The sequence below is a fragment of the Helicobacter suis genome (assembly GCF_902196125.1).
Taxonomy (GTDB): Bacteria; Campylobacterota; Campylobacteria; order Campylobacterales; family Helicobacteraceae; genus Helicobacter; species Helicobacter suis_B.
Map to the genome: position 1 here is coordinate 17932 of NZ_CABIKG010000006.1, position 25735 is coordinate 43666.

At 40.2% G+C, this 25735-nt stretch carries 30 protein-coding genes and 1 tRNA gene; 20 read left to right on the forward strand and 11 right to left on the reverse strand.

What is annotated here, in order from left to right:
* The first annotated feature begins 54 nt into the window (after positions 1-54).
* Genes bamD through G6Q00_RS03040 form a run of 5 tightly spaced genes read left to right on the forward strand, consistent with a single transcriptional unit; the run spans position 55 to position 4986 of the window.
* Entirely contained in the window at positions 55-696 is a 642-nt protein-coding gene (gene bamD, locus G6Q00_RS03020) for an outer membrane protein assembly factor BamD (RefSeq protein ID WP_163499005.1), read from the forward strand.
* Positions 697-704: 8 nt separating this feature from the next.
* Positions 705-3095: an endopeptidase La gene (gene lon / locus G6Q00_RS03025; RefSeq protein ID WP_205426469.1), complete on the forward strand. Its 2391-nt coding sequence runs from the start codon at positions 705-707 to the stop codon at positions 3093-3095.
* Positions 3095-3928 (forward strand): prephenate dehydrogenase, encoded by an 834-nt coding sequence (locus G6Q00_RS03030; RefSeq protein WP_163531962.1) that lies wholly within the window; start codon positions 3095-3097, stop codon positions 3926-3928. Before lon ends, G6Q00_RS03030 begins: the two co-directional genes overlap by 1 nt.
* An 8-nt stretch (positions 3929-3936) precedes the next feature.
* Positions 3937-4203: a flagellar biosynthesis protein FliQ gene (gene fliQ, locus G6Q00_RS03035; protein WP_163531963.1), complete on the forward strand. Its 267-nt coding sequence runs from the start codon at positions 3937-3939 to the stop codon at positions 4201-4203.
* Positions 4204-4212: 9 nt separating this feature from the next.
* A complete protein-coding gene (locus G6Q00_RS03040) occupies positions 4213-4986 on the forward strand; it encodes a UDP-N-acetylmuramate dehydrogenase (protein WP_163531964.1) in 774 nt (257 codons plus the stop codon).
* A gap of 50 nt (positions 4987-5036) precedes the next feature.
* Here G6Q00_RS03040 and G6Q00_RS03045 read toward each other — a convergent pair whose 3' ends face one another.
* The 4 genes from G6Q00_RS03045 to rpoD all read right to left on the reverse strand — a co-directional run bounded on the left by G6Q00_RS03045 (position 5037) and on the right by rpoD (position 10127).
* The gene (locus G6Q00_RS03045; protein ID WP_163531965.1) at positions 5037-6401 is read right to left on the reverse strand and encodes an FAD-dependent oxidoreductase; all 1365 of its coding nucleotides are present in this window, start codon (positions 6399-6401) and stop codon (positions 5037-5039) included.
* Between the two features lie 62 nt (positions 6402-6463).
* Positions 6464-7780, reverse strand: coding sequence for an SH3 domain-containing C40 family peptidase (locus G6Q00_RS03050; RefSeq protein ID WP_163531966.1), 1317 nt, complete (start codon positions 7778-7780; stop codon positions 6464-6466).
* Positions 7773-8231 (reverse strand): low molecular weight protein-tyrosine-phosphatase, encoded by a 459-nt coding sequence (locus G6Q00_RS03055; RefSeq protein WP_163531967.1) that lies wholly within the window; start codon positions 8229-8231, stop codon positions 7773-7775. The genes G6Q00_RS03050 and G6Q00_RS03055 overlap by 8 nt, the downstream gene beginning before the upstream one ends.
* Positions 8232-10127, reverse strand: a complete 1896-nt coding sequence (gene rpoD, locus G6Q00_RS03060; protein ID WP_205426470.1) for an RNA polymerase sigma factor RpoD — start codon at positions 10125-10127, stop codon at positions 8232-8234. It lies immediately after the preceding gene.
* A gap of 155 nt (positions 10128-10282) precedes the next feature.
* On the opposite strand from rpoD, the gene tatB reads away from it, so the two are divergent.
* The 14 genes from tatB to G6Q00_RS03130 all read left to right on the forward strand — a co-directional run bounded on the left by tatB (position 10283) and on the right by G6Q00_RS03130 (position 19738).
* Positions 10283-10693 (forward strand): Sec-independent protein translocase protein TatB, encoded by a 411-nt coding sequence (tatB, locus tag G6Q00_RS03065; protein ID WP_163531968.1) that lies wholly within the window; start codon positions 10283-10285, stop codon positions 10691-10693.
* On the forward strand, positions 10686-11402 hold the full coding sequence (gene tatC / locus G6Q00_RS03070; RefSeq protein ID WP_163531969.1) for a twin-arginine translocase subunit TatC: 717 nt from the start codon (positions 10686-10688) through the stop codon (positions 11400-11402). The genes tatB and tatC overlap by 8 nt, the downstream gene beginning before the upstream one ends.
* A complete protein-coding gene (gene queA / locus G6Q00_RS03075; RefSeq protein WP_205426471.1) occupies positions 11389-12414 on the forward strand; it encodes a tRNA preQ1(34) S-adenosylmethionine ribosyltransferase-isomerase QueA in 1026 nt (341 codons plus the stop codon). The genes tatC and queA overlap by 14 nt, the downstream gene beginning before the upstream one ends.
* Positions 12411-12950, forward strand: a complete 540-nt coding sequence (gene rsmG / locus G6Q00_RS03080) for a 16S rRNA (guanine(527)-N(7))-methyltransferase RsmG (protein WP_163531970.1) — start codon at positions 12411-12413, stop codon at positions 12948-12950. The genes queA and rsmG overlap by 4 nt, the downstream gene beginning before the upstream one ends.
* Positions 12944-13147, forward strand: a complete 204-nt coding sequence (locus G6Q00_RS03085) for a PP0621 family protein (RefSeq protein WP_163531971.1) — start codon at positions 12944-12946, stop codon at positions 13145-13147. Before rsmG ends, G6Q00_RS03085 begins: the two co-directional genes overlap by 7 nt.
* Positions 13147-13545 carry a hypothetical protein gene (locus tag G6Q00_RS03090; RefSeq protein ID WP_240330952.1) on the forward strand — a complete coding sequence of 133 codons (399 nt, stop codon included), beginning with the start codon at positions 13147-13149 and terminating at the stop codon, positions 13543-13545. Before G6Q00_RS03085 ends, G6Q00_RS03090 begins: the two co-directional genes overlap by 1 nt.
* A 23-nt stretch (positions 13546-13568) precedes the next feature.
* Positions 13569-13656, forward strand: a tRNA-Ser gene (locus tag G6Q00_RS03095).
* Between the two features lie 172 nt (positions 13657-13828).
* Complete coding sequence (ureA, locus tag G6Q00_RS03100) at positions 13829-14536, forward strand: urease subunit alpha (RefSeq protein ID WP_163531973.1); 708 nt, start codon at positions 13829-13831, stop codon at positions 14534-14536.
* A 14-nt stretch (positions 14537-14550) separates the two neighbouring features.
* Positions 14551-16260 carry an urease subunit beta gene (ureB, locus tag G6Q00_RS03105; protein WP_163531974.1) on the forward strand — a complete coding sequence of 570 codons (1710 nt, stop codon included), beginning with the start codon at positions 14551-14553 and terminating at the stop codon, positions 16258-16260.
* Between the two features lie 186 nt (positions 16261-16446).
* Complete coding sequence (locus G6Q00_RS03110) at positions 16447-17034, forward strand: AmiS/UreI family transporter (RefSeq protein ID WP_163499020.1); 588 nt, start codon at positions 16447-16449, stop codon at positions 17032-17034.
* Positions 17035-17046: 12 nt separating this feature from the next.
* Positions 17047-17571 (forward strand): urease accessory protein UreE, encoded by a 525-nt coding sequence (locus tag G6Q00_RS03115; protein WP_163531975.1) that lies wholly within the window; start codon positions 17047-17049, stop codon positions 17569-17571.
* Between the two features lie 7 nt (positions 17572-17578).
* Complete coding sequence (locus G6Q00_RS03120) at positions 17579-18274, forward strand: urease accessory protein UreF (protein ID WP_163531976.1); 696 nt, start codon at positions 17579-17581, stop codon at positions 18272-18274.
* A 23-nt stretch (positions 18275-18297) separates the two neighbouring features.
* Positions 18298-18897 carry an urease accessory protein UreG gene (gene ureG, locus G6Q00_RS03125; RefSeq protein WP_163499023.1) on the forward strand — a complete coding sequence of 200 codons (600 nt, stop codon included), beginning with the start codon at positions 18298-18300 and terminating at the stop codon, positions 18895-18897.
* Position 18898: 1 nt separating this feature from the next.
* Positions 18899-19738, forward strand: coding sequence for an urease accessory protein UreD (locus tag G6Q00_RS03130; protein WP_163531977.1), 840 nt, complete (start codon positions 18899-18901; stop codon positions 19736-19738).
* On the opposite strand, the gene G6Q00_RS03135 is transcribed toward G6Q00_RS03130, so the two are convergent.
* The 4 genes from G6Q00_RS03135 to G6Q00_RS03150 all read right to left on the reverse strand — a co-directional run bounded on the left by G6Q00_RS03135 (position 19724) and on the right by G6Q00_RS03150 (position 23274).
* A complete protein-coding gene (locus G6Q00_RS03135; RefSeq protein WP_163531978.1) occupies positions 19724-20485 on the reverse strand; it encodes an NAD-dependent epimerase/dehydratase family protein in 762 nt (253 codons plus the stop codon). The genes G6Q00_RS03130 and G6Q00_RS03135 overlap by 15 nt on opposite strands.
* A gap of 371 nt (positions 20486-20856) precedes the next feature.
* Positions 20857-21423, reverse strand: a complete 567-nt coding sequence (gene efp, locus G6Q00_RS03140; protein ID WP_163499026.1) for an elongation factor P — start codon at positions 21421-21423, stop codon at positions 20857-20859.
* 9 nt (positions 21424-21432) lie between these two features.
* Positions 21433-22356: a class II fructose-bisphosphate aldolase gene (locus tag G6Q00_RS03145; protein WP_163531979.1), complete on the reverse strand. Its 924-nt coding sequence runs from the start codon at positions 22354-22356 to the stop codon at positions 21433-21435.
* A gap of 9 nt (positions 22357-22365) precedes the next feature.
* Positions 22366-23274 (reverse strand): peptidylprolyl isomerase, encoded by a 909-nt coding sequence (locus G6Q00_RS03150; protein ID WP_205426472.1) that lies wholly within the window; start codon positions 23272-23274, stop codon positions 22366-22368.
* A gap of 112 nt (positions 23275-23386) precedes the next feature.
* Between G6Q00_RS03150 and G6Q00_RS03155 the strand changes: the two genes are divergently transcribed.
* A complete protein-coding gene (locus G6Q00_RS03155) occupies positions 23387-24103 on the forward strand; it encodes an EI24 domain-containing protein (protein ID WP_163531980.1) in 717 nt (238 codons plus the stop codon).
* Here G6Q00_RS03155 and crcB read toward each other — a convergent pair.
* From crcB to G6Q00_RS03170, 3 genes are read right to left on the reverse strand one after another with little or no spacing between them, the layout of a single operon-like run.
* Positions 24100-24477, reverse strand: a complete 378-nt coding sequence (gene crcB, locus G6Q00_RS03160) for a fluoride efflux transporter CrcB (RefSeq protein WP_163499029.1) — start codon at positions 24475-24477, stop codon at positions 24100-24102. The genes G6Q00_RS03155 and crcB overlap by 4 nt on opposite strands.
* A gap of 35 nt (positions 24478-24512) precedes the next feature.
* On the reverse strand, positions 24513-25172 hold the full coding sequence (locus G6Q00_RS03165; RefSeq protein WP_163531981.1) for a uroporphyrinogen-III synthase: 660 nt from the start codon (positions 25170-25172) through the stop codon (positions 24513-24515).
* The gene (locus G6Q00_RS03170; protein WP_240330953.1) at positions 25172-25486 is read right to left on the reverse strand and encodes a rhodanese-like domain-containing protein; all 315 of its coding nucleotides are present in this window, start codon (positions 25484-25486) and stop codon (positions 25172-25174) included. The genes G6Q00_RS03165 and G6Q00_RS03170 overlap by 1 nt, the downstream gene beginning before the upstream one ends.
* Positions 25487-25735 lie beyond the last annotated feature (249 nt).

Consider the following 25735-nt stretch of genomic DNA (forward strand, 5'->3'; position numbering starts at 1 on the left):
TAACCTATGGGATTTTTGGTATAATGGTAGTTTCTAAGCAGATTAAGGAATGAAATGCGTGTATTTTGGTGTTCACTGGCTTTTATGATCCTTTTTTTAGGGTGTGCTAAAAAGGCTAAAGAATCCATTTATAACCGCCCGGCGATCTTTTGGTATCAGGGTATTTTGCGTGAAATTTTATTCTTAAACTTAGAAACAGCGGATAATTACTACTCGTCTTTACAAAGCGAGCATATCAATTCGCCTTTAGTACCAGATGCCATGATTGCCTTAGGGCAAGCCCATTTGAAAAAGAAAGAGTTTGTGTTGGCTGAGTACTATTTTGATGAGTACATTAAGAGATTTGGCAACCAAAATAATATTGATTATCTGAAGTTTTTAAAGTTGCAGGCCCGCTACTATGCCTTTAAAAACCACAGTAAGGATCAAGAATTCATGTCTAATACACTTGGTATGTTAAATGACTTTGTGGATAAATACCCCAATAGCCGTTTTCTCAATCAGGTAGAATACATGCAAGTTAAGTTTATTTTAGGGCAAAATGAGCTTAACCGCGCAATTGCTAATGTGTATCGCAAGCGCCACCAAAAAGAGGGGGTTAAGCGTTACATGGAACGCGTAGATGAGGTTTTAGAAAAAGAAACACATCCCAAGAAATCTTATATGCCTTGGTATGTGGCAATATTTAATTGGTAAGGGTGAAAATGACAGAAAAGTTTCCCAGTGTTGTACCTGTAATCGTTGAAGAGGATACTTTCATGTATCCTTTCATGATTGCACCTATTTTTATCCATAGCGAAGCTAATATTAAAGCAGCTAACAAAGCAACCCAAGAAAAAAACGATCTTGTCTTTGTAAGTTGCATGAAAGCCAACCACGATGGCTTAGAGCAAAATAAATTTTATGATGTGGGGGTGATTGGCTCAATCGTGCGCAAGGTGGTTTTACCGGATAATCGCATGAAAATTTTGTTTCAAGGGATTTGTAAAGGAAAGGTGTTAGCCATTGAGTCTCAAGACCCCTTAGAGGCAATGGTAGATGTAATCACTTATAAAGAATACGATACCGATAAAATTAACGCAATGGTTGATATTTTAAAAGAAAAAGTGGCTAATCTAGCTAATATCAGCCAGTTTTTTCCACCGGATTTACTCAAGGCCATTGATGATAATAGCGATCCAAACCGCATTGTAGATTTAGTGGCCTCTGCCTTGCGGCTCAAACGCGATCAATCTTATGCCCTTTTTGCCAACGATGATACAGAGTGGCGTTTGTTAAATCTCATTGATTTAGTGATGGAGGAGATTAAAACCCAGAAATTACAAAAAGAGATTAAAAGCAAGGTGCATAGCAAAATGGAGCAGGTTAATAAGGAGTATTTTCTTAAAGAACAGCTCAAACAAATCCAAAAAGAATTGGGCATTGATAAGCAACGCGATGAGGAAATCCAAGAATACACCCAAAAGCTCAACGCTATTGAACCTTTTATCACTAAAGAAATACATAAGGAGATTAAAAAACAAATTGAACGACTCAGCCGTATCCACCAAGATAGTTCAGATGTAGGGATTTTGCAAAATTACATTGAGTGGGTGTTAGATATTCCCTTTGGACAATATAGCCAAAAAAAGCTCTCCATTAAGGAGGTAGAAAAGCAACTTAATATCGATCACTATAGCCTAGAAAAACCCAAAGAGCGCATCGTGGAATATTTTGCCACAATGGAATTATTGCGCTTAAGAAAACAGGAAAATAAAGATATTAAGGGCACAATTTTATGTTTTTATGGCCCCCCTGGTGTGGGTAAAACAAGCTTAGCTAACTCCATTGCTAAGGCTATTGGTCGCCCGCTTGTGCGCATTGCCTTAGGTGGGTTAGAAGATGTTAATGAGTTAAGAGGGCACCGGCGTACTTATTTGGGTTCTATGCCCGGGCGTATTGTACAGGGTTTGATTGAGGCTAAAAAGATGGATTGTGTGATGGTTTTAGATGAAATTGATAAGGTAGATAGAAGTATCAGAGGCGATCCAGCTAGCGCACTTTTAGAAATTTTAGATCCAGAGCAAAACACTAGCTTTAGGGATTATTACACAAATTTTAATATAGACCTCTCTAAAATCATTTTTATCGCTACGGCTAATGATATTGCCACGATCCCCGCTCCACTGCGCGATCGCTTAGAATTTATCAGTGTTTCTAGCTACACACCACAAGAAAAGGAACAAATCGCAACTAATTACCTTATCCCTCAGGAACTTAAAAAACATGCGCTTAAACCTACTGAGGTGGTGTTTAAACCAGAAGCCGTTAAACTTTTAATTGAAAAATACACCCGCGAGGCTGGGGTAAGAGGTTTGCGGCGCACGATTGCTACGATCATGCGTAAATGCGCTAAAAAGATTTTACACACCAAAGAAGAGGACGAAAAGAAAAGAGGTAGAAAAATTACGATCACGCAGGAGAATATCCCTGAATTCTTAGACAAAATTGTCTTTGAGATCGATCCAGTGGATAAAGAGGACGCGATAGGAATTGTCAATGGTTTAGCATGGACAAGTGTAGGTGGAGATGTGTTAAAGATTGAAGCGATTAAAATCAAGGGTAAGGGCAATTTAAAACTAACAGGGAGTTTAGGCGAGGTGATGAAAGAATCAGCTTACATTGCACACTCTGTGGTTAAATTGCTCTTAGATGAAGAAGTGATTAACGCTAAAAAGAAAAAAGCTAAAGAGAGTAAAATTTATAATCTCTATGATATTCACTTACATGTACCAGAGGGGGCAACTCCTAAAGATGGCCCTAGTGCGGGTATTACAATGGCTACTAGTATTGCCTCTATTTTGTGTGAAAAAAAGGTACGCTCAGATGTGGCGATGACGGGGGAATTAACCCTAAGCGGGCGCGTGTTGCCCATTGGTGGGCTTAAAGAAAAACTCATTGCTAGTTTTAAGGCTGGTATTAAAACTGCCCTAATTCCTGAGAAAAACTACAAAAGAGACCTTAAGGATATTCCACAAGAAGTCCAAGATCACATGGAAATTAAAGCAGTGCAGACGATAGAAGATGTTTTAAGCGTTGCTTTGATCAATCATTAATGCAAGTTGGTATTATCGGGCTAGGCTTAATGGGGGGGTCAATGGGGCTAGCCTTGCAAGAAGTGCGTGCACAACTGGGTATCAAGCGTATTTTAGGCTATGATAATAATGCTTTGCACGCCCAAATGGCGCTTAATCTTGGGTTAGTAGAGGAGTGTGTGGACTTAGTAAGCATAAGGGCATGCCAAGTACTCTTTTTAGCCATTCCTTTAGATGGGATTGTACAAATTTTGCAGCAATTAGAAGTGAATCAAGAAACAACCATTATTGAATTAGGCGGGGCTAAGATGCAAATTATTAAATCTATCCCGTCTAAAATCCGCTCGCAGGTTATTACCAGCCACCCCATGTGTGGAACAGAGTTTTATGGCCCAAAGGCCGCATTAAAAGGGTTATACCGCCATAAAATTGTGATCTTAGTAGATTGTGAGCAAAATGAAGCCAAACATTTAGAGCGGGCTAAGGATATTTTTAGCGCTATTGGTATGCAGATGGTAGAAATGGATGCATGCGCGCATGATAGCCATATTTCTTTTGTGAGCCACTTGCCCCATGTGATTAGCTATGCATTGGCCAATGTTGTGCTTTCTCAAAAAAGCCCACAAACTATTTTGTCTTTAGCCGCAGGCGGGTTTAAAGACATGAGTAGGCTTTCTAAAAGCTCGCCTATTATGTGGAAAAGCGTATTTGAACAAAACCAACAGCATATTTTAGAGGCGATAGAGGTTTTTATTAAAGAGATAAATCACGCTAAATCCATGCTAGAAAAGCAAGACTATGAAGCCATGCAAAAGTGGATGGCACATGCTAACAAACTGCAGGAATTTATGTAGGAACTACCATGGAAGCCCAACTAATGAAACTAGCCATTGAAACCTATAAGATCACTTTGATGATTTCTTTGCCTGTTTTGCTAGTGGGTTTGGTGGTGGGGCTACTTGTGAGCATTTTTCAAGCCACAACCCAAATTAATGAGATGACTCTTTCCTTTGTACCTAAGATTTTGGCTGTAATTGCTGTCATTATTTTTACGATGCCTTGGATGTTAAACATGCTTTTAGACTACACCTCTACTCTTTTTAAACTTATCCCTAAGATTATCTCCTAAAATTTTCTCATGGAAGTGATAGACTTTTCCCGGTATTCTAGTGTTAAGATCGGGAGTAGGGTTAAAGTGAGGGTACTTAGGCAATGTGGGGATTATGCGGGTTTATTCATGATAGGCTTAGCCAATAATCTTTTGGTCTCTTCTAAGGCTAAAAATTTGGCCATGTTAGATTCATGTTTTGATTACATTGTAGATTGTGGTTCTTATATAGAAGTGGGCGCGCGCACTAACGCGCAAAAACTCTTTGGGTATTTTAGAGATCATAATTTATACGGGCTGGAGTTTTTGGGGGCATTACCCGGTAGTGTGGGGGGGCTTGTTAAGATGAATGCGGGCATGAAAACTTATGAATTTAAAGACATTCTACTAGAGGCTAATGTTAATGGCAAATGGTTAGGGATAGAAAATTTGCATCTAACTTACCGTTCTAGCCAGATTGTAGGTGTTATTTTTAAAGTGCGCTTAAAAAAGATACCGGGTTTTCGTATAGAAGTGCTTAAAGCATGCATGATCATGCGCAAAAATCACCCTAAAAAGCCTAGTTTTGGGAGTTGTTTTAAAAACCCACCGGGGGATTTTGCCGGGCGATTATTAGAAATGGCCGGGTTAAGAGGTTTTAATTTAGGGCATGTGGGTTTTGCAAATACCCATGCTAACTTCTTAATCAATCTAGGGGGCGCTCACTTTGAGGAAGCTATAGAGCTCATCACTTTAGCTAAAGAGCGCGTTTTAAACGCCTTTAACATTGCCCTAGAAGAAGAAGTGTGTGTAGTGGGGTTTTAATTTCTAAAAAATGGGTATCTAAACCCATTTAAAAAGTCCAGCCATAAATTTTAACCTGATTTAAGTGTCTCTAATTCCTCAGGCGATAAATCTTGATAAAAACGCTCCAAATGAAAATCAACGCCTAAATATTTCGTAATTTCTTGAGAGTCTACTAGCGCATTTTCTAAACAACTGGTTGCGCCCGGGGAGGGAGTCATATTAAAAGTAATGCCCTGATGGGTTAGTACCTTCTTTTCGCCTAACTCTAATTTTTTCTTAGTGCGATCTAACACCTGAGGGCGTACTTCACCAAATCCATGCGCATAATGCAAATCGCTTAAAGAAAGAGAGGGGATAATTTTACGCGCATCGTGTAAGAATTTGCGTTTACCAATATAGGGGATTTCAAAAACCATATTTTTAAACACATAATTTCTAATGTCTCTCTCAGAGAAAAGATCAAAGACAATGCCTAAAACATCTTTATTACAATCCATTTTAAAGAGTTCCCAACTAATTCCCCCAAAGAGGCATTTATTGCGCTCTAACTTGGGCATAGCTAAAGCTGTGGGTCCGATGCGAGTTTTTCCCTTAATCACCACATCTGGATCGCCATGTAAGGCCGCAAAGGGGAGTTTAGGGTTTTGCACGGTATAAACCTTACCGCGTAATAAATCAGGCACAAAATAAAAACTCCCCGCTACAGGCAAACAACCCAAATCTAAACCATAACCCATAGACTGGGCTAGGGGTAAAGAGTAAGAACCCGCATTAACTAGCACAAATTTGGCATAGATTTCATCAGAGTCATGGGAGATAAGCGCCCAATCGCCTAAGCGTTTTTCAATTTTTTTAACCTTGAAGTTAAAAAATACTTGGTTTTGGGGCTTAATTTGCATGGCTTCTTCAACAAAATTTTGGCTTAAAAGAGCAAAATTCATCGCACACCAATCTTTTTCAAATCCACTCCCCACCACATCTTCGGGGCGATCTAAGCCATGATCTTCTACAATTATCTTAGGTTCAATTTCTTTGATTTTAGCCTTGTCAAAAAAAGTTAGCCCGGGATAAATTTCTTGGAATTCTTCATGCCGCTTAGCAATAAAGGCACATTCCTTATCGCCCACCCCAATAGCCATTTTTTGCATTTCAAAAATGACTTTATTTTGTAACCCTTTATTAAGCGCATAATGGCGCACTTTATAAGCACCTAGTTTAACCTTGCGCGCCTTTTGTGCTGTGTAATTGGTTTCAATAGAGCCATCATGGATAGTTTGTGAATTGGCTTTAGCATTAGAACTTACCTTAGCCAACGCCCCATTTCTCTCCACAATGGCAATTCTTTTAAGATCGGTGTATTGACTTAACACAAAAAAGGCTGCACACCCAGAAACACCACCCCCCACAATCACCACATCAAACTCATTATTCATCGCTTTCCCTTTTACGCAGAATGGCGGATTTTAGCATGTTTTATACCCAAACAATTTAACCATTACAGACTTTGGGGCGTATCGGGTAAATTAATAGCATAGTTATATAAATCTGACATGCCCTGTATGCGATCAATGAGTAAATTTGAATGAGTCAATAACCCTTGGTGTTCTTTGCCTAAATTAAGGGTTGTGATCACGGCTTTACCGATATTATAGATGTGTTTTTTAGATAGCCTAGAAACAGAGATAGCCCACACATTATGCGCAACAATAGCTCTTCTATGGCGCACACCTAAATAAAGCATAATATGCCCCTTAAGCCAAAGAATGGTGGCAAAGGGGGTGGCATGTTTGATAATGTAGGCTTCTTTACTCCTTGCTTTCATATGGCTTAAATCCACCATGTTATTTGCATAACGCACCTGAGCAAGGGAATTTCTAGGCAGTAAAATCCCAAAGTTTGCAAAACTATCTCTAGTAAAGGCTGAACAATCGCGGTTTTGATTGGCTCCCCCCCAGCCATATTTTTGGCCTAGCATGGTATCAATTACAGCCGCCATCACTCTAGTATTAAGAGGTCTGGGGAAAGTTGTGAATTTTTTAGAGTCCATGTAAGTGGGGATAAGTTTAACAAATCCGTTTGTATCTTTAGCATAGGTATAAACTTGCTTAAAAGTATGGGGTACTTGGATAAAAATTTCGCCCATGTGTGCATAGCTTACAAAATGCCTATTAGAATTACGCAAGGGGATTTTATCTTGGGTAGGGGTGAGATAGTCTTTAAAGCTTAAAAATTTTTGAATATCAGCAGGGGTGATGCGGGCTAAATTTTCTACTTTAACCCACCCATAAACAAAACTGCTTTGGATATGCGCATAAGTTTTAGTGGTGTTGTAATGGGTGATAAGCACCGGTGTACCCGCAAAGATCATAGAATTTTGCCAGCGATCAAAGGGATAATCATCTTTACTGCGGTAATAAGCCATATCTGTAGGCACAGCGCGTACAGAGCTATCTCTAACTACAATGGCTTTAATTGCAACACTAGGATAATGAGTAGTATCCATGCTCTTAAAAAGATCTTGCAAAGTTTTTAGATCATAAGGATCTCCTCCCTCCTTATAGCCTATTGTATTTAAAGTATCTAGCATCCAAAAAACTTCTTTTTGATCTTGCATGATAGCCATATCCACCCAAGGGGCATACCATTGTTTGAGATAAAGAGCTTTAAGCTTTTTTTTAGATGGAGAGGGTAGGCTGTGTTTGGGTAAATAATAGGTCGCCTTTTGGGGGAGTCTAAGCAGATCAAGTAGGGGCTTTTCTTTGGCTAACACGCCTACACATAGCGCTAAAACAAGAAGGATTATTCTAAACATAAGTTGAAAGCAAGGTTTGTACGCCTAGATCAATCATTTTATAGACCTCTTCTAAGTCTTTCTCTTGGGTAAAAGTATAAGGGTCTGGAATATCCACACCACCTAGCCCAAAATCCCCTAGTTTGTAGACATGTAAATGGGAGATGTGAAGATCGTTTAGAGATTTAATATTACTAGTATCCATAGCAATAATCCAATCATAAGAATTAGCTAAACTCTGAGTGATGGGCTTGCTTTTAAAATGGGCGATGTTTATTCCGTGTTTTTGAGCAAGTTTGATAATGGGCGGGTGGGGCGGCTGACCTTGATGAAAAGAGGATATACCCGCAGCATCTACTTTTAAATTCAAACCCTTAGCCTTGATGATGTGTGTAGCAATGCCCAGAGCCAACATGGAGCGGCAAATATTGCCCAAGCACAAAAACAAAAGACTCTGGGGCGGGGTTGTCATTTAGATACGCAAATAACTTCTAAGCAAACGGCCATACTGAGGACTGCGCAATTTCTTAATCGCGCTACTTTCAATTTGGCGTACCCGCTCTCTGGTTACATTGAGTTCTTTACCAATTTCCTCTAAGGTGCGATCGCTCTCATCTTCTAACAGGCCAAAACGCATGCGAATCACTGATTTTTCGCGCTCATTGAGCTGATCAAGTACGCCATCAATTTGGGCTTTTAAATCTTCGCGCATGATATGCTCCATAGAGCCAACCACATTTTTATCCTCCACAAAATCTCCAAACTTGCCATCATCATCATTACCCACTGGCGATTCTAAACTAATGGGCTCTTTAGTGATCTTAATCACATTTCTAACCTTATCCAAAGGTAAACCCACCTCCTTAGCCACTAAATCCAAATCTGGCTCTTTGCCATTTTCTTGCATGTATTTGCGCATGACTTTATTAATGCGGTTGATAGTATCAATCATGTGGATAGGAATGCGGATTGTGCGGGCTTGATCGGCAATTGCGCGGCTAATAGCCTGTTTGATCCACCAAGTGGCATAAGTGGAAAACTTGTAATTTTTCTCATGCTCAAACTTATCTACAGCTTTCATTAGGCCAATATTGCCCTCTTGGATTAAATCTAAAAAAGGTAGCCCGCGTGAAGTGTAGCGCTTAGCAATGCTCACCACTAGGCGCAAGTTAGAGCGCGCCATTTTATTTTTGGCCCTATCTGAAATCAACTTGCCCCGTTTGATCTGACTTAAAATTTCTTTTAATTTACTAGGTTCTAAATTAAACCCGTCTTTGCTAGCCTCTTTGGTTTGGAAGAGCTTTTTAATCTCCATATAAACGCCAATCATGGTTGCCTCTGGCATCATCGCAATGATTTCTTCGCGGCTCATCGTGGTGATATTTTTAAGGATATTTTTATGGTTTTCAATCAAACTTTCATTGAATAAAGAGAGTTTATACTCTAGGCGTTTGAGCTCTTTTTCAAAACCATCATCGCTTTTAAGCGAGGTTTCCATAGCCTTAACCAATTCATTAATAAGCTTGCTAGTGGGCCCTAAATCGTAGAGCTTTTCTTTAAGAACGCGGCATTTATAAGCTAGAGTTAAAGCATGTAAAAGCGGATCTTCTTGTTCTTCTACCGGCGTGTTTAAAAGTTTAAGCCATTCCTTTTTGGCCTTGTTTAAAGCTTTAAAACTTTCAAGCACTTCTTCTACCCGCTTTTTATCCTTATCAGAAGAGTTTCTTTTAACCTCTGGTATGTCTTCCTCTTCACTATCCTCTATTTCAACATCTTCATCTTTTTTAGCCATGCTCCCTTCGTTATCAAAATTTCTAAACAGCTCTTTTACGCGCCTTTCGCGGTTGATTAAAGCCTCTTTGTAGTTGTAGATAAAATCAATCAAATAGGGCACAGAGCAAATAGCATCTAAAATAATGTTCTCACCCAGTTTAATTTGCTTGCTTAAATACACCTCTTCCTCTTTGCTTAGAAGTGGGATTTCGCCCATTTCGCGCAAATACATGCGCACAGGGCTATCGCTTCTTGACCATTCTGGTAGTTCTTTTTCTTTGATAAAATCTAAGTTTTCCTCTATATCATATTCTAAGACTTTAGATTTCTTGCGCAAATTTTTATGCTCAAGAGAAGATAAAGAGGTGTGGGCGTACTCAGAGGAGTGGACAAGGGTTTTATTATATTTAGCCACCAACTCTTTAATTTTCTTTAACTGAGATGTAGTGGGGATTTTTTGGATAACATCAATAATGCGTTCATAAGAGACGGTAGGGTGGGGTTCTTGGAAAAGTTTTTCTAATTTTTCTTGCGGGAAATTTTGCTTATTAGAAACGCTATTTTTAGTTGCTTTGTTAGGGTTTTTGTTTTCCATTTTGGGTATCCTTGAATTGTGTCTGCCAAGTTCCTAGTAGGAACCAACTTTGCCTAGAAAGAAAGGCTTATTTTATTAAAATCTAACTTATAAAAGAATTAAAAATATAAAAGAGTGGTGTGCTATAATGGGAACATTTATTAAGTGAGGTGTGTATGTTTGGAATGGGATTTTTTGAGTTGGTGGTGATCGTGGTGGTGGCCATTATCTTTTTAGGGCCTGAAAAATTCCCTCAAGCCATGCTAGATATGGCTAGATTTTTTAGAGCGGTTAAAAAAGCCCTCAATGAGGCTAAAGAAACCCTAGATAAAGAAATCCACATTGAAGAACTCAAGCAAGAATCATTAGAGTATAAAAAGCGCTTTGAGCAGAGCGCTAAACCTCTTATCAATCTCAAGCAAGAGCTAGAAGAAGTAAAAGAACTCAAAGAAGTTCAGGATTTTAAAAGCACCCTTACAAGCATTGCCACACAAAACCCATTAGACTCTTTATCTCAAGAAGTAGAGGTAGATGAAAAACCTAAAGTTAGCTTAGAAAAACTCCCCACAAACGATTCGCATGCTTGAAGATCTCAAACCCCATTTAGAAGATCTGCGTAAGCGTTTATTGATCTCAATTATTGTACTCATTATAGCCTTTGGCTTATGTTTTCATTTTTGGCAAGTTATTTTTGAATGGATCAAAACTTCTTATCAAGGTAAATTAATCCAAATCTCACCCATTGAGGGCATTATGGTAGCTATTAAGGTAAGCTTTTTTGCGGCTTTAACAGTATCTATGCCTGTTATCTTTTGGCAAATGTGGCTTTTTATAGCTCCCGGGCTTTATAAGAATGAAAAAAAGATGGTACTACCCTTTGTATTCTTTGGGAGTGTGATGTTTGTTGCTGGGGCGTGTTTTTCTTATTATGTGGTTTTTCCCTTTATTATCCATTATCTAGCAAACTTTGGAAGCGCCATGTTTGAGGCCAATATTTCAGCTTCTAGTTATGTGAGTTTTTTTATGCAACTGATTTTAGGCTTTGGTGTTGCGTTTGAGTTGCCTGTATTGGTTTTTTTTCTAGCCAAAATAGGTTTGATCACTGATGAAAGCCTTAAGGGGTTTTTTAAATACGCCATTGTGCTTATCTTTACCATAGCCGCTATTATCACGCCCCCAGATGTGATGAGTCAAATTTTAATGGCTCTACCTCTTATGGGCCTTTATGGTCTTTCTATTTTAATTGCCAAATGGGTTAATCCTGCCTCTAAAGAAGAAGAAAATGAGCATTCCTAGAGAATTTCTACGCACTAGCTACACCTACCACCTGCCCCAGCACCTAATTGCCTCACACCCAATTAAACCTAAAGAGCAGGCAAAGCTAATGATCTATGAGCGCGCAAAAAATCGCCTCACCCACACCACCTTTGCTAATATCTTTGAATTTTTCCCCCAAGATGCGTTGGTTGTTTTAAATGATACTAAAGTGATTAAAGCTAGATTATTTGGGCGCAAAAAGAGCGGTAGTTTAGTTGAAATTTTAATCCACCACCCTAAAGGTGATCTTTGTTTAGTACAAATCCGGGGCAAGGTGCATACGGGCTTGATTTTACCATTAGATCATGGATATTTTTGCCAAGTGGTAGAAATGCTAGCAAATGGCATGCGTTTGGTGCGCTTTTTTAAGCAATTCGGGCATTTTTTAGAGTGGGCAGAAATTTTAAAAATGCTAGAAATCTTAGGCCACATGCCCATTCCTCCCTATCTTAAACGCACAGATGAAATTAAAGACTTACAAGACTATCAAAGTGTTTTTGCTAAAAATTTAGGGGCTATTGCCGCACCTACGGCGTCTTTACATTTTTCAGAAAACACTAAGGCCTATTTACTCGCCCACTTTAAGTACGCCTTTTTAACTTTGCATGTAGGTGCGGGCACTTTTTTAGGGGTGGCATGTGAGGATATTAGAGAACATGGCATGCATTCTGAATTTGTAGACATTCCTTTAAGCACGCAGCAAGCTCTAGATAATGCCTCTTATATTTTGTGTATTGGTACAACTGCCTTAAGAGCAGTAGAACACTACAAAAGGGGCTTTAAAACGCCTCATTGTGATCTATTCTTGCACGCGGGTAATCCAGTTAAACATGTACAGGCTTTATTAACTAATTTTCATTTGCCTCAATCTAGCTTAATCATGCTAGTAGCCTCTATGTTAGGGCTAGATCAATGTTTAGAACTCTACAAACAGGCGATCAAACACAACTACCGCTTTTATTCCTATGGCGATGGAATGTTAATTTTATGAAACCCACACTAAAACGCTTTGCCACTTTGCTTTTAGAGTGGAATGGCATACACAATCTAAGTGGTGCTAAAAGTTTAGAGGATATAAAAGCACATATTAATGATAGCATTCAGGTTTTAGATTTTATTAAACCTTTTAATACATGCTTAGATATTGGTAGCGGTGCGGGTTTCCCAGCTTTGCCCTTAAGTGTATATTGCCCCCATGCGCGCTTTATTCTAGTAGAGCCCAATATCAAAAAAAGCGCCTTTTTACACCATGTTAAAAGCACGCTTGCCCTAGATAATTTACAAATCAAACGCACCCGGATTCAAACACTCAACCCTTTAGAAATGGAAAAAATGGATTTAATCACCTCTAGGGCTTTTATGCACACTCAAGATTTACTAGCCTTAGCCACGCCTTTTTTAAAACCCGGTGGGTATTTTTTATTTTATAAGGGTAGCCAACTAGCTAATGAGATCACCTATAACCCGCATGAATGTTTTGTATATGGCAAACGGGTTTATTTTTACCATAAAGGAGAGTTATGTTGAAATTCTTACTACTGCTTGCTATTATAGGCGGAATTTTTTGGTTGTTGCGATCTAAAAAACCCAAAGAAAATAACTCCCAGCAAGTTGAAAGCCTCTTAGAGTGCGCGCATTGTAAAACCTATGTTTCTAGCCGTGAGGCTTTTTTTAGCAATGGGCGCGTGTATTGTAGCCAAAGTTGTTTACAAAGAGAATCTTGATGTTAGTTTTTGGACACCCCAAAATCCCATGCCCGCAGTTTGTGCTAGTAGAACAAGTAGAACAAATCGCTAAGATTAGCGCTAGAGACTGCATTTATTTTAAAGCCTCTGGTTTGTATGCCTTTGATTTGGCAGATCATTGCACCAGAGAGCAGGTAAAATATGCGGTGGGTGTAGAAAATCTTAAAGAATTTGTATGGATGATAAATTTCAAACCAAGCTATCTAGTGGTTTATGAGAAACCGGAAAACTACCAAAATTTAGCAGATGATTATTTATTAGATGCGCGGATTTTATGGGTGATTGATCACGAGCAGCAGGTACTTGAGGCGCTTAAAATGAAAATAGATGGGGTGATTTTTAGCCAAATTTTATTATTTAACCCCGTAGTTAGCTAAGATATGCTAGAGTGAGCGCTTTTGGAGAGGTGTCCGAGTGGTTGAAGGAGCACGCCTGGAACGCGTGTAAGGTGCAAGCCTTCAAGGGTTCAAATCCCTTTCTCTCCGCCATTTTATCTACCCTTCCCTTTTCTTGCTTACTTAGTTGATAAGATTAAAACATAATAAATAATATTATCTTTGGTAACAATAATGTTAATGCTCATTAGTCAAAAAAGGTTAGAATGCGCCCCGTTGGTGGTTTACGCCGTCCAATAAATATTTTAATACAGAGGAGTTTAGGATGAAACTAACACCCAAAGAGCTGGACAAGTTAATGCTCCACTATGCGGGCGAATTGGCCAAAAAACGCAAAGAAAAAGGCATTAAATTAAACTACACAGAAGCAGTAGCCTTAATTAGTGCCCATGTAATGGAGGAAGCCCGCGCAGGTAAAAAAAGCGTGGCAGATTTGATGCAAGAGGGTAGGAATTTGCTTAAAGCAGATGATGTTATGCCCGGTGTTGCCCATATGATTCATGAAGTGGGCATTGAAGCAAATTTTCCCGATGGAACTAAACTTGTTACCATCCACACTCCCGTAGAAGCTGGAAGCGATAAACACCACCCCGGGGAAGTGATCTTGAAAAATGAAGACATCACTTTAAATGCGGGTAAAGAAGCTATCGAACTCAAAGTGAAAAACACAGGCGATCGCCCTGTACAAGTGGGTTCACATTTCCATTTCTTTGAAGTCAATAAACTCTTAGACTTCGATCGCGAAAAAGCCTATGGCAAAAGACTTGACATCGCCTCTGGTACAGCTGTGCGCTTTGAACCTGGCGAAGAAAAAACCGTGCATTTAATTGATGTGGGTGGCAATAAACGCATCTATGGCTTTAATGCTCTAGTAGATAGACAAGCCGATCACGATGGCAAAAAACTAGCCCTTAAACGCGCAAAAGAAAAACATTTCGGCACCATTAACTGCGGTTGCGACCATAATAAATAAGGAAAGGACAAGCGATGAAAAAAATCTCCAGAAAAGAATATGTTTCTATGTATGGCCCCACTACAGGCGATAAAGTCAGACTAGGCGATACAGATCTGATTTTAGAAGTAGAGCATGATTGCACCACTTATGGCGAAGAAATCAAATTTGGGGGCGGGAAAACTATCCGCGATGGAATGGGCCAAACAAATAGCCCCAGCAGCCATGAATTAGACTTGGTGATCACTAATGCGCTAATTGTAGACTATACCGGGATTTACAAAGCCGACATTGGCATTAAAGATGGCAAAATCCATGGCATTGGTAAAGCCGGCAATAAAGACATTCAAGATGGCGTTTGCAACCGCCTTTGTGTAGGTCCTGCTACAGAAGCGCTAGCTGGTGAAGGTTTGATTGTTACAGCTGGCGGGATTGATACCCACATTCACTTTATTTCTCCACAACAAATCCCCACCGCTTTTGCTAGTGGCATTACAACCATGCTTGGAGGCGGAACAGGCCCAGCTGATGGTACTAATGCTACAACTATTACTCCGGGCCATTGGAATTTAAAAGAAATGCTCCGCGCTTCTGAAGAATATGCCATGAATTTGGGCTACATGGGTAAAGGTAATGTTTCTTACGAACCCTCTTTAATTGAACAACTTGAAGCCGGCGCTATTGGCTTTAAAATCCATGAAGACTGGGGCAGCACACCCTCAGCTATCCACCATGCCCTTAAAATTGCAGATGAGTATGATGTACAAGTGGCTATCCACACCGATACTCTTAATGAAGCTGGCTGTGTAGAAGACACCTTAGAAGCCATTGCAGGGCGCACTATCCACACTTTCCACACAGAAGGCGCAGGCGGTGGGCACGCTCCAGATGTGATTAAAATGGCTGGTGAATTTAATGTTCTCCCTGCTTCTACTAACCCCACTATTCCTTTTACCAAAAACACCGAAGCCGAACACATGGATATGTTGATGGTTTGCCACCACTTGGATAAAAACATTAAAGAAGATGTGGAATTTGCTGATTCTAGGATTCGCCCCCAAACCATCGCTGCAGAAGATAAACTCCATGACATGGGTATTTTCTCTATCACTAGCTCTGACTCCCAAGCTATGGGGCGTGTAGGCGAAGTGATCACCCGCACTTGGCAAACTGCAGATAAAAACAAAAAAGAATTTGGCCGCTTGAAGGAAGAAAAAGGCGATAATGACAACTTCCGCATCAAACGCTACATCTCCAAATACACCATTAACCCCGCTATCGCGCATGGGATTTCTGAGTATGTAGGCTCTGTAGAAGTGGGCAAATTTGCAGATTTGGTTCTTTGGAGTCCGGCTTTCTTTGGCATTAAACCTAACATGATCATTAAAGGGGGCATGATCGCACTCTCTCAAATGGGCGATGCTAACGCTTCTATCCCCACTCCCCAACCTGTTTACTACCGCGAAATGTTTGGCCACCACGGCAAAGCTAAATTTGATACTAACATCACTTTTGTATCTAAAGTGGCTTATGAAAATGGCATCAAACATGAACTTGGCTTACAAAGAAAAGTATTGCCTGTGAAAAATTGCCGCAACATCACCAAAAAAGACCTCAAATTCAACGATGTAACCGCTCACATTGAGGTCAATCCTGAAACCTACAAAGTCAAAGTAGACGGGCAGGAAGTTACTTCTAAAGCTGCTGATAAAATTAGCTTGGCTCAACTCTACAACTTGTTCTAGTTTCTTGGTTCTTTAGTCTTTATAGGAGGGGGCTTTATGGCTCCTATGTTTAAATAGGGCTTAAAAGCCCCGTATTTTGTGCTAACTTAAAAGGGGTGGGGGTTTACTTTCTTAGTTTATAATGGGAGTTACAGAGGATTCTTCTATTTTAAACAGCAGAATCTCTAGTTTGTTCAAAGGATAGGAATGCTAGGACTTGTGTTATTGTATGTTGCGATCGTTTTGATCAGCAATGGTGTGTGTGGGCTTACTGGTGTGGATCCCAAAAGTAAAGCCGTCATGAACTACTTTGTAGGTGGGATCTCTATTGTTTGTAATATAGTGGCTATCGTTTACTCCACTTTCCACTCCGCTCCACTTGTAGCAGGACCAGAAGATATACAACAAGTATCACAGCACTTAATTAACTTCTATGGTCCTGCTACTGGCTTGTTATTCGGTGTTACCTACTTGTATGCAGCCATTAATAACACCTTTAATTTGGATTGGCGTCCTTATGGGTGGTACTGCTTATTTGTAACCATCAATACAATTCCTGCCGCCATTCTATCCCACTATTCAGATGCGCTTGAAGCTCACCGCTTTCTAGGCATTACTGAGGGCGATTGGTGGGCCTTTATCTGGTTGGCTTGGGGTGTGCTCTGGTTAACTGGCTGGATTGAGGAAGTGGCTAAAATTAAGTTAGGTAATTTTGTCCCTTGGCTTGCTATCATTGAGGGGATTATAACCGCTTGGCTTCCTGCTTGGTTACTCTTTATTGAACACTGGGTGTAAGAAGGCTAAAGCTTGCTAGTAGAAACCATTTTAGGCAATATCCACGAAAAGGATTGTTTAAAGGAATTAGACCTTGTGGATCTAGAGTGGTTTGATAGCCAAAAACGCATGGGACGCTTTATCTCAAGGGGAGGGGTGGAAGTGGTGATGAAACTTAGCAACCCCTCTAAAATGGGTTTGCGTGATGGGGATATTTTATTTGAAGATGCCCATAAAATCATTGCTATTAATATTCTTCCCACAGAGGTACTTTGCGCCTATGCTTCTAATACAGATGAAGTGGCTAGAATTTGTTATGAAGTGGGCAACCGCCACGCTTCTCTTTATTATGGCGATCAACCTTTGAGTTTTAAAACTCCATTTGAAAAGCCCATGCAGGTATTATTTGAAAAATTGGGCGTTAGACATGGCGTTTTAAAAAGTAAATTAGACGCTTCTAAACGCATTTCTATAAGCACTCCCCATGCTGATCTTCTAGATATTAAACCTATGAAGTTTATAGATAGTGCAGATTTGCAGATTGTGATTAAAAAATAGGACAGCCATGCACGCAGATTTTTTATTACTCCAGATTAATGATGCCATGTTTCCCATTGGCAGTTACACCCACTCTTTCGGGCTAGAAACCTATATCCAACAAAAAGAAGTTAAGGATAAACAAAGCGCGCTTGCCTATTTACAGGCTAATCTCTCCACCCAGTTTTTATACACCGAACTTTTAAGCCTCAAGCTGGTTTATATGCATGCTAAAGAGGGCGAGCAGAATATAAAACCTCATTTAGGGCATATTTTAGACATTGAAGAGCGCGTGTGTTTGGCCACACCGCCACTAGAATTGCGCCAAGCTAATCAAAAGCTAGGTAGCCGCTTTTTAAAAACTCTTTTGGTTTTAGATTTACCCTTTAGCCCCTTTTTTAAAGCCTATGCACAAGCTAGTACAACCCCCACGCATGCTAGCAGTTATGGGGTTTTTTGCGCTTCTATGGGGTTTGATTTAGAAGTTAGCTTAAAGCACTATCTCTACGCCCAGAGCTCTAACATGGTGATTAACTGCGTTAAAACCATTCCCTTAGCCCAAAATGATGGCCAACGCATTTTACTTGCCTTGCAAGAGACTTTTAAAAATATCTTAAATACATTACAATCTTTAGATATTTCACATCTATGCGCGGCTAGTGTTCTTAATGACATTAGAGCCATGCAGCATGAAGACTTATACTCCAGACTTTATATGTCTTAATCTTTATCTTTTAAAGGAATCACATGGTTAAAATTGGTGTTTGTGGGCCTGTGGGCAGTGGAAAAACGGCTTTAATTGAGGCACTCACCCGCGCAATGAGTACAGATTATAGTATCGGGGTGGTTACTAATGATATTTACACCAAAGAGGACGCTGAATTTTTATGCAAAAATTCAGTGATGCCAAGAGAGCGCATCATCGGGGTAGAAACCGGAGGTTGCCCACATACTGCCATTAGAGAAGATGCCTCCATGAATTTAGAAGCAGTAGAGGAACTGCATAAGAAATTTCCAGATATCCAACTCATGTTTATTGAAAGCGGGGGGGATAATCTTTCTACCACCTTTAACCCAGAGCTAGCCGACTTTACAATTTTTGTTATTGATGTGGCTGAGGGGGATAAAATCCCTAGAAAAGGAGGACCGGGCATTACGCGATCTGATCTGCTCATCATTAATAAAATTGATCTAGCACCCTATGTGGGGGCAGATTTGGGTGTGATGGATCGCGACTCTAAAAAAATGCGCGGTGAGAAACCTTTTTTATTCACCAATATCCGTAATAAAGAAGGGCTTGATCGCGTCATAGGCTGGATTAAAAAATACGCGCTTTTAGAAGATTAAAATGGAGCAAGTAAGCAGTTACCCACAAGAATCAAAGCTCTATTTAAAAACTAAGATAGGGCAAAATGGCCGTTGTATCATTGAGGATAATTATTTCACCCCCCCCTTTAAACTCATGCCTCCCTTTTATGAGGGAAATCGCGCAGAGATTATACTTATTGCGGTGAGTCCGGGAATGCTAAAGGGTGATGCGCATGATATTAAAATAGAAGTAGGCCCACATTGCCAGCTAAAGCTCTCTAGCCAAAGTTTTGAGAAAATCCAAGATACAGAAGATGGCTATGCTAGCCGTAACACACAAATCCAAGTTAAGCCCCACGCCTTTTTAGACTTCTCCCCCCTGCCTCTTATTCCTTTTAAAAACGCGCATTTTCAAAACCACAGCTCTATTATTTTACACCCTGACTCACAACTGCTTTATAGCGAAATTATCACCGCCGGACGCATCGCCCATGGCGAAACTTTTGCCTTCAAGCGCCTACATTCTACGCTAAATATCTCCTATCAAGAAAATAGCACTACAAGGCCCCTCTTTTTAGATAATACTTTACTAGAACCTATGCATATGGATTTAAAAAATCCCTGTATGTTTGGAGACTTTACCCATTATCTTAATGCCATTCTTTTTATCAAAAACCTATCCTTAGAAAATATCAAAACACTTATTGAGCAATCTAAACTTAATGCGGGGGTGAGTACACTACCTGCAAGGTTAGCAAAGGGTTATAGCAGCCTATGTATCAAAGCCCTAGCCTGTGGCTCAGAACCCTTATTAAACTTGCGCAAGGCAATATCCCAACTGTTTTTAGTGAATCAAACTGAGGGGTTATTTTGTGGGTAAGCAAAATTGCGCGCTCCATTCTGGAAATGTGTTACAAAATTTACTAGTATCTAATCGTTTATCCTGATCAGCGACATTATAAATACCGCTTTTATCACTCTGTGTTGCTAAAAAGGCGGCAAATACAGCGGCATCAACATGCAGGGAGGGGGCAAATTCTACGGGCGCTTTATAGCCAGAATCTGCGCCATAAAGCCAACCATTGCGCAAGATAATTGCCGTGTTAAACTTACCATTAAGCACTTGTTGTTCAAGGCTATCAACAGCCTGAGCCGTTTGGCCATAAATAGGATCATTAAAATCAAGCAATGGGGATTCTTCTGTGTGGGGTTGGTTGCTTGGAGCATAGACAAAGGCAATACTTTGGGCTAGGAATTTTTTAACACTAGCCTTTTGTGCTGCACGCACAAGATTATGCGTACCCTCATTACGGATACGCGCGTTGCGCACCAAAGCCTCTGGCATTTTATCAGCAGGCAAGCCATCTGGCAAGTCGGTAAGCTGGTGGATAACAATTTCAGGCTGTATTGCCATAATAGCCTGCTCTAGTGTGTCTGTATCAAATACATCTACAACAACGGGTTTAACACCAATGGCTATTAGTTTATCAACTTTTGTAGTAAAACGGGTCGTACCAAATACGGGATAACCAGCCCCCACTAACATTTTTGCTAGCGGATAACCAATAACACCGCTTGCACCCGCTAAAAAAATAGTTTTATCTGATAACTCTTTTTTCCCAAGCATGGCAAACCTTTAGTTTTTGACTCCTCGCGCTCTTAAGCTTGCAGGATTGATTAGAATTAATAAAGCTTGAAGCTGAGCTCTACTAGCTTAAGAGTAAAGCCCTTACCCTAAGGATTATAGACTTTTTTAGCATGTGCTTTAATCCGCTTAGCTCTTGTAGGCTTAAGCGTAGTTTTTGACATACTCCCCGCGCTCTAGCTTACTGGATTGAGAGGATCATCAAGGCTTGGTAGCTAGGCGGTCTACCAGCCTCTACTCCAAGAGTTGAGCCCTTACTCTGTCCGCAATTATAGCACAAAACCTCATGTCGCCCTTTATCCCCACAGCCAAAGCTAGGGGCTTTACGGCGCAATGGGTAATTTTATTTAATCTTAACCCTTGAGTTTTTCTAAATACTCCCCAGTTTGGGTATTAACTTTAATTACCTCCCCCTCTAGTACATGGAAAGGCACTTGCACCACAGCGCCAGTTTCCAGAGTTGCGGGTTTCTTACTTGCACTAGAGGTATCCCCTCTAAAATTAGGCGGGGTTTGTGTGATCTTTAGTGCCACCACTTGGGCTACTTCCACTGAAATAGCCTTTTCATTATGAAAGAGTACATCTACTTGTGAGCCTTCTAACATCCATTTAGGCGCCTCGCCTACTTGATCGCTACTTAATGCAATTTGCTCGTAACTCTCTGTATCCATAAACTGGTAAGCCGACCCGTCAAAATAGAGAAATTGCATGGGTTTTTGCAATAAATTAGGCTCCTCGCACTTATCCCCCGCGTGAAAAGTCTTTTCTATCACCTTGCCATCTAAAAAAGACTTGATTTTAGCCCGTACAAAGGCTGCTCCCTTGCCCGGTTTGACATGTTGGTACTCTACAATGCGATAAGGTACGCCTTGTATTTCAATTTTTAGATTTTTTTTAAGTTCGCCCATTCCAATAGCCATGCATTCTCCTTAAATTTTATGTGCGCTACCCAAAATCTGCATGCGCTCCACAATTACAGCTTTTACCGCTTCAATCCCGGGATTAAAATACTTGCGCAAGTCAAACTCGCTAGGATTCTCCTGTGCCATTTTGCGCACCTGAGCGATAAAGGCTAGGCGCAAATCTGTATCAATATTAACTTTATTCACCCCGCCTTTAATCGCTTCCTCAAGAAAAGCAAAGGGCACGCCCTTACTCCCTTTTAAATCCCCACCAGTAGCTAAAAAAGCCTGCCTTACGCCTTCAGGAATGGAGCTAGCCCCGTGTAGTACCAGTGGAATATTGGTGCGCTTTTTGACCTCTACTAATCGTTTAAAATCCAATTTAGGCTCGCCTTTAAATTTAAACGCCCCATGGCTAGTGCCAATGGCTGGGGCTAAATAATCCACATGGCTTTTTTGGACAAATTCTTCGGCTTCATTAGGATTAACTAATACCGCCTCTTTTTCATCTACAGAAATATTATCCTCTATACCCATTAAGCGGCCTAACTCTGCTTCTACACTTACGCCATGGGCGTGGGCGTATTCTACAACTTGCGTGGTGAGTTCTAAATTTTCTTTAAAAGGGTGGTGGGAGGCATCAATCATAACAGAGGTAAAACCCGCATCTACAGCTTTTTTACAACTCTCAAAACTGGTTCCATGATCTAAATGCAAAGCTACAGGGATCTGCGGGTAGCGTTTGGCCATTGTGTGTACTAGACTTAAAACCATGTCTATGCCTAAATATTTAATCGCCCCCTCGCTAGCCTGCACGATTAAGGGCGATTGGGCGCTATCAGCCGCCTCAAAGATAGCCCGCAACATCTCTACATTGACAAAATTAAACGCCCCCACTCCATAGCCCTCTTTATGGGCTTTATTAAGAATCTCACTTCCCTTTACTAGCATTTAAGCCTCTCAATCTTGGACAATATTAATCCGTACATTTTTACGCAATTTTTCCAATTCCCCCTTGACATATTCTTGGAATTGGTGTTCTTTAAGAATACCAATAATGGTTTGTCTGGCTTGTTCAAAAGTAGGCATTTTGGGTTCGTTTTTACTCATCAGATAGATAACATGGTAGCCAAATTCTGTTTTTACAGGGGTTTTAGTGTAGCTACCGGGTTTAAGAGCAAAAACAGCGTTAGAAAACTCAGGCGCCATTTGGTTTTTTTGGAATTTACCTAAATCCCCCCCATTTTTGGAATTTTTGGTATTTGGATCAATGGATTCGCGGTTAGCAATTTCAATAAACTCTTTTTCTATACGGGTTTTAGGGGTTTTATTAAGCTCAGAGATCACCCGTTTAGCATCGGCTTCTGTTTTGACAAGAATATGTCTTGCTTGGGCTTCTTGTTGGACAAATTGCGCCTTATTGGCTTGGTAATATTTTCTTAGTTGATCTTCTGGAATATCCTCTTTACCAATTGACTCTGCTTGGCGTTTAGCCCAAATTTCTACAAGTAGCTGTTTTTTATAGCCAGCCATTCTTTTAGCAAACTCTGCTGTATCGTCTAATTTCTCTTTTTTAGCTTCTCTTTCAATCAATAGATTATTAATTGCTTGCTCAAGTAAGGCTTTTTTTTGTTCAGGTTTAAGTTTATTAAAGTCAAAATTGGGGTTGCGCTGTTTGATCACATCAAAATCATTCTCTGTAATGCTCACCACATCGGGTTTATCAGACCTACTATGTCTACCATGTCTGCCTTTCTTTTTGCTTGTTTGTGTGTCTGGGAAAGTTACTGTGGCTAAAGTCTTAGCCCCAACAATTCCCACACTAAGAATACCCGTTAATACAAAACCCATAAAGCTTTTTTTAACCATAAAGTTCTCCAAAGTATTGTAAAATGAGACCTCGCATGTGCAAGGTATGAAGAGGGCATTCTAGCATGCTAAACTTAATAAAAGCCATGTAGCACTTTAAGAAAGAGGAAGTATGAACACACCACTGCAAACTGTTAAACAAAGCTGGAAAGATTTTTTAAGCTGGAAAATGTTAGCTCTTAATTTAGGCCCTGTTGTAGTTGGCCTGCTCTTTTGGGGTATTTTACTCTTTTACTTTGGGGGAAACTTAGTACGCATCTTAGAGGGTTTTTTGCCCACTAGTTGGTATCAATACGCCCACACCAGCGGTTTATTACCCGCCTTATTTCTGCTTGCTTTTAAACTCTTTGCCTATGTTTTACTTGTGCTCTTGGTATTAGTTTTAAGCTTAGTGGGCAATCTTTTTATCTCTCTTTTTTATACCCCCTTTGTGATTGCCTCTTTACACAAGCGCTATTACAGCGATTTAGCCTTAGAAAATTTTGGAGATTTGAGCCGCAATATCCAGCATTTTTTAAAACAGCTAGCTTATTTGTGTTTGTTTTTGGTGGTGTGCATTCCGCTTTATTTCATTCCCTTTATCGGGGTGTTTGTCTCTCTTATCCCACATTATTTCTTTTTCAAAAACACCCTTTGCTTTGATGTGGGCAGCTCTATTTATAACGAACAAACCTACCAAAAAATCCTTGTAGACTACAAAGTGATTAACCATAAAATCGCCATTGCAGCCTATCTTTTTTCTCTTATCCCTATTTTTAATTTCTTTGCTACTTTACTCCAAACCATCATTCTAGCCCGCCACTTTTTAGAAATTAAAGCACAAGCTTAGCTAAAAAACTTGGCTAGCCCCCAACCTAAAGCCACGCATAAAAAACCCAAAAGGTTACTCCCTAAAACATACACAAGGGCTTCCAAAAGCGCCTGTTTTTGCAATAATTTAAGCGTGTCTAGCCCAAAGGAAGAGAAAGTTGTAAAACCCCCTAAAACACCGGTGATTAAAAGCGCGCTCATTTTATCACCTAGTAAAGATTTAGCGGCCAAATGCCCCAAAAGGCCAATTACAAAACAACCGATAAGATTGACGCTAAAGGTGCCAAGAGGAAAACTTTCCCAGATTAAAAAACGCGTAGGCATCATTTTACCCACAAAGTAGCGCAAAGAAGCCCCAATAGCCCCGCCTAAAGCGACCCAAAAAACCAGCATTTAAACTCCTTGTTTTTTTTAATCTTAATACAAAATCAGAGGGTTTTAGCCAATGTAATACATTCTTGTAAGCAGGGTTTGGGGCTTTTAAGAGCGTGGATATTTGGCCCAAAAGTTTTAAAAGTACTCTCACCTAGCGCAATGGCAGTATAAGAATTATCCCAGCTAAAACAATGAGAAAAGATTTTATAAGCACTAGGCGCGCTAAAAATTAATACAGAATGGGGTTTTGGTTTATTTGTGAGTTTAAGGGGTTTATTTTCATAAACAATTAAAGAGGGCAAATGATCAAAGAGAGAAGAGGCCACTTCTTTAGCGCGTATAAAAAGGGTGTTTTTAGGGAGGGTGATTTCTTGAGCCAAATCTTTAGCATGGCCACCTTGACCCACAAATGCCACACAAAAGCCTAAATCTTTAGCAACTTGAGCGCTTTTCTCTGCTAAGACAAAAACAGGGAGGGTTTTTAAAAAATTAAGTGCTTTTGTTTCTAAGGAATGGGTAAGAGCTAGGGGGGCGTGTTTGGAGGTAAAAAGCAAAGCTTGCATACTTTCAATTAAAAGAGGCGGGCTAAGAGCAGAGCTTAAAAAACCCTCTTTGTAGACAAGGGGCAAGTAGATAATTTGGCTACAGATGAGATTTAAAACGGTCTTATCGCCCAAGTAGGGGGTAGCCCCCACCACTACAATAGGGCGCATTAGCCCCTTACTACCTCCAAGCCAAAAGCCTTAAAATCCTCAAAATTAGCCTTGAGAAAGTAAATATTTTCCACCCCTGCACTATGCAATAAGCTTGCATACCTTGCAGCGGTGTTTCCATGCCAGCATTGCAACAGGATTTTTTGATCTTTACAAGAGAGGGCAAAATCTTTAATGGCCTCTAAATCCTCCAGATTTTTAGCTTCTTTTAGATGCGCCTCTTGGTAGGATTTTGCATCGCGAATATCTAAAATGCAATAATCCTTAGGGTTAAAATCCTGCAAATCTATACAGTGGCTAGCTTCTTTTATCATCATTAATCCTTTAATTGACATACTCCCCATAGCTAAAACTAGGGGATTCTGGGATCATCAAGGCTTGCCCGCTAGACGGGTCTTACAGCCTCTACTCCAAGAGTTGATGCCCCAACTCTGTCCGCGATTATAGCACAACCTTAACATATCGCCTTATATCCCCATAGCTAAAGCTAGAGGCTTTACGGCGCAGTGGGTAAAGTGGTGTGCATTGTAGCATATACAGAAGGGTTTATTCTACCTGCTAAA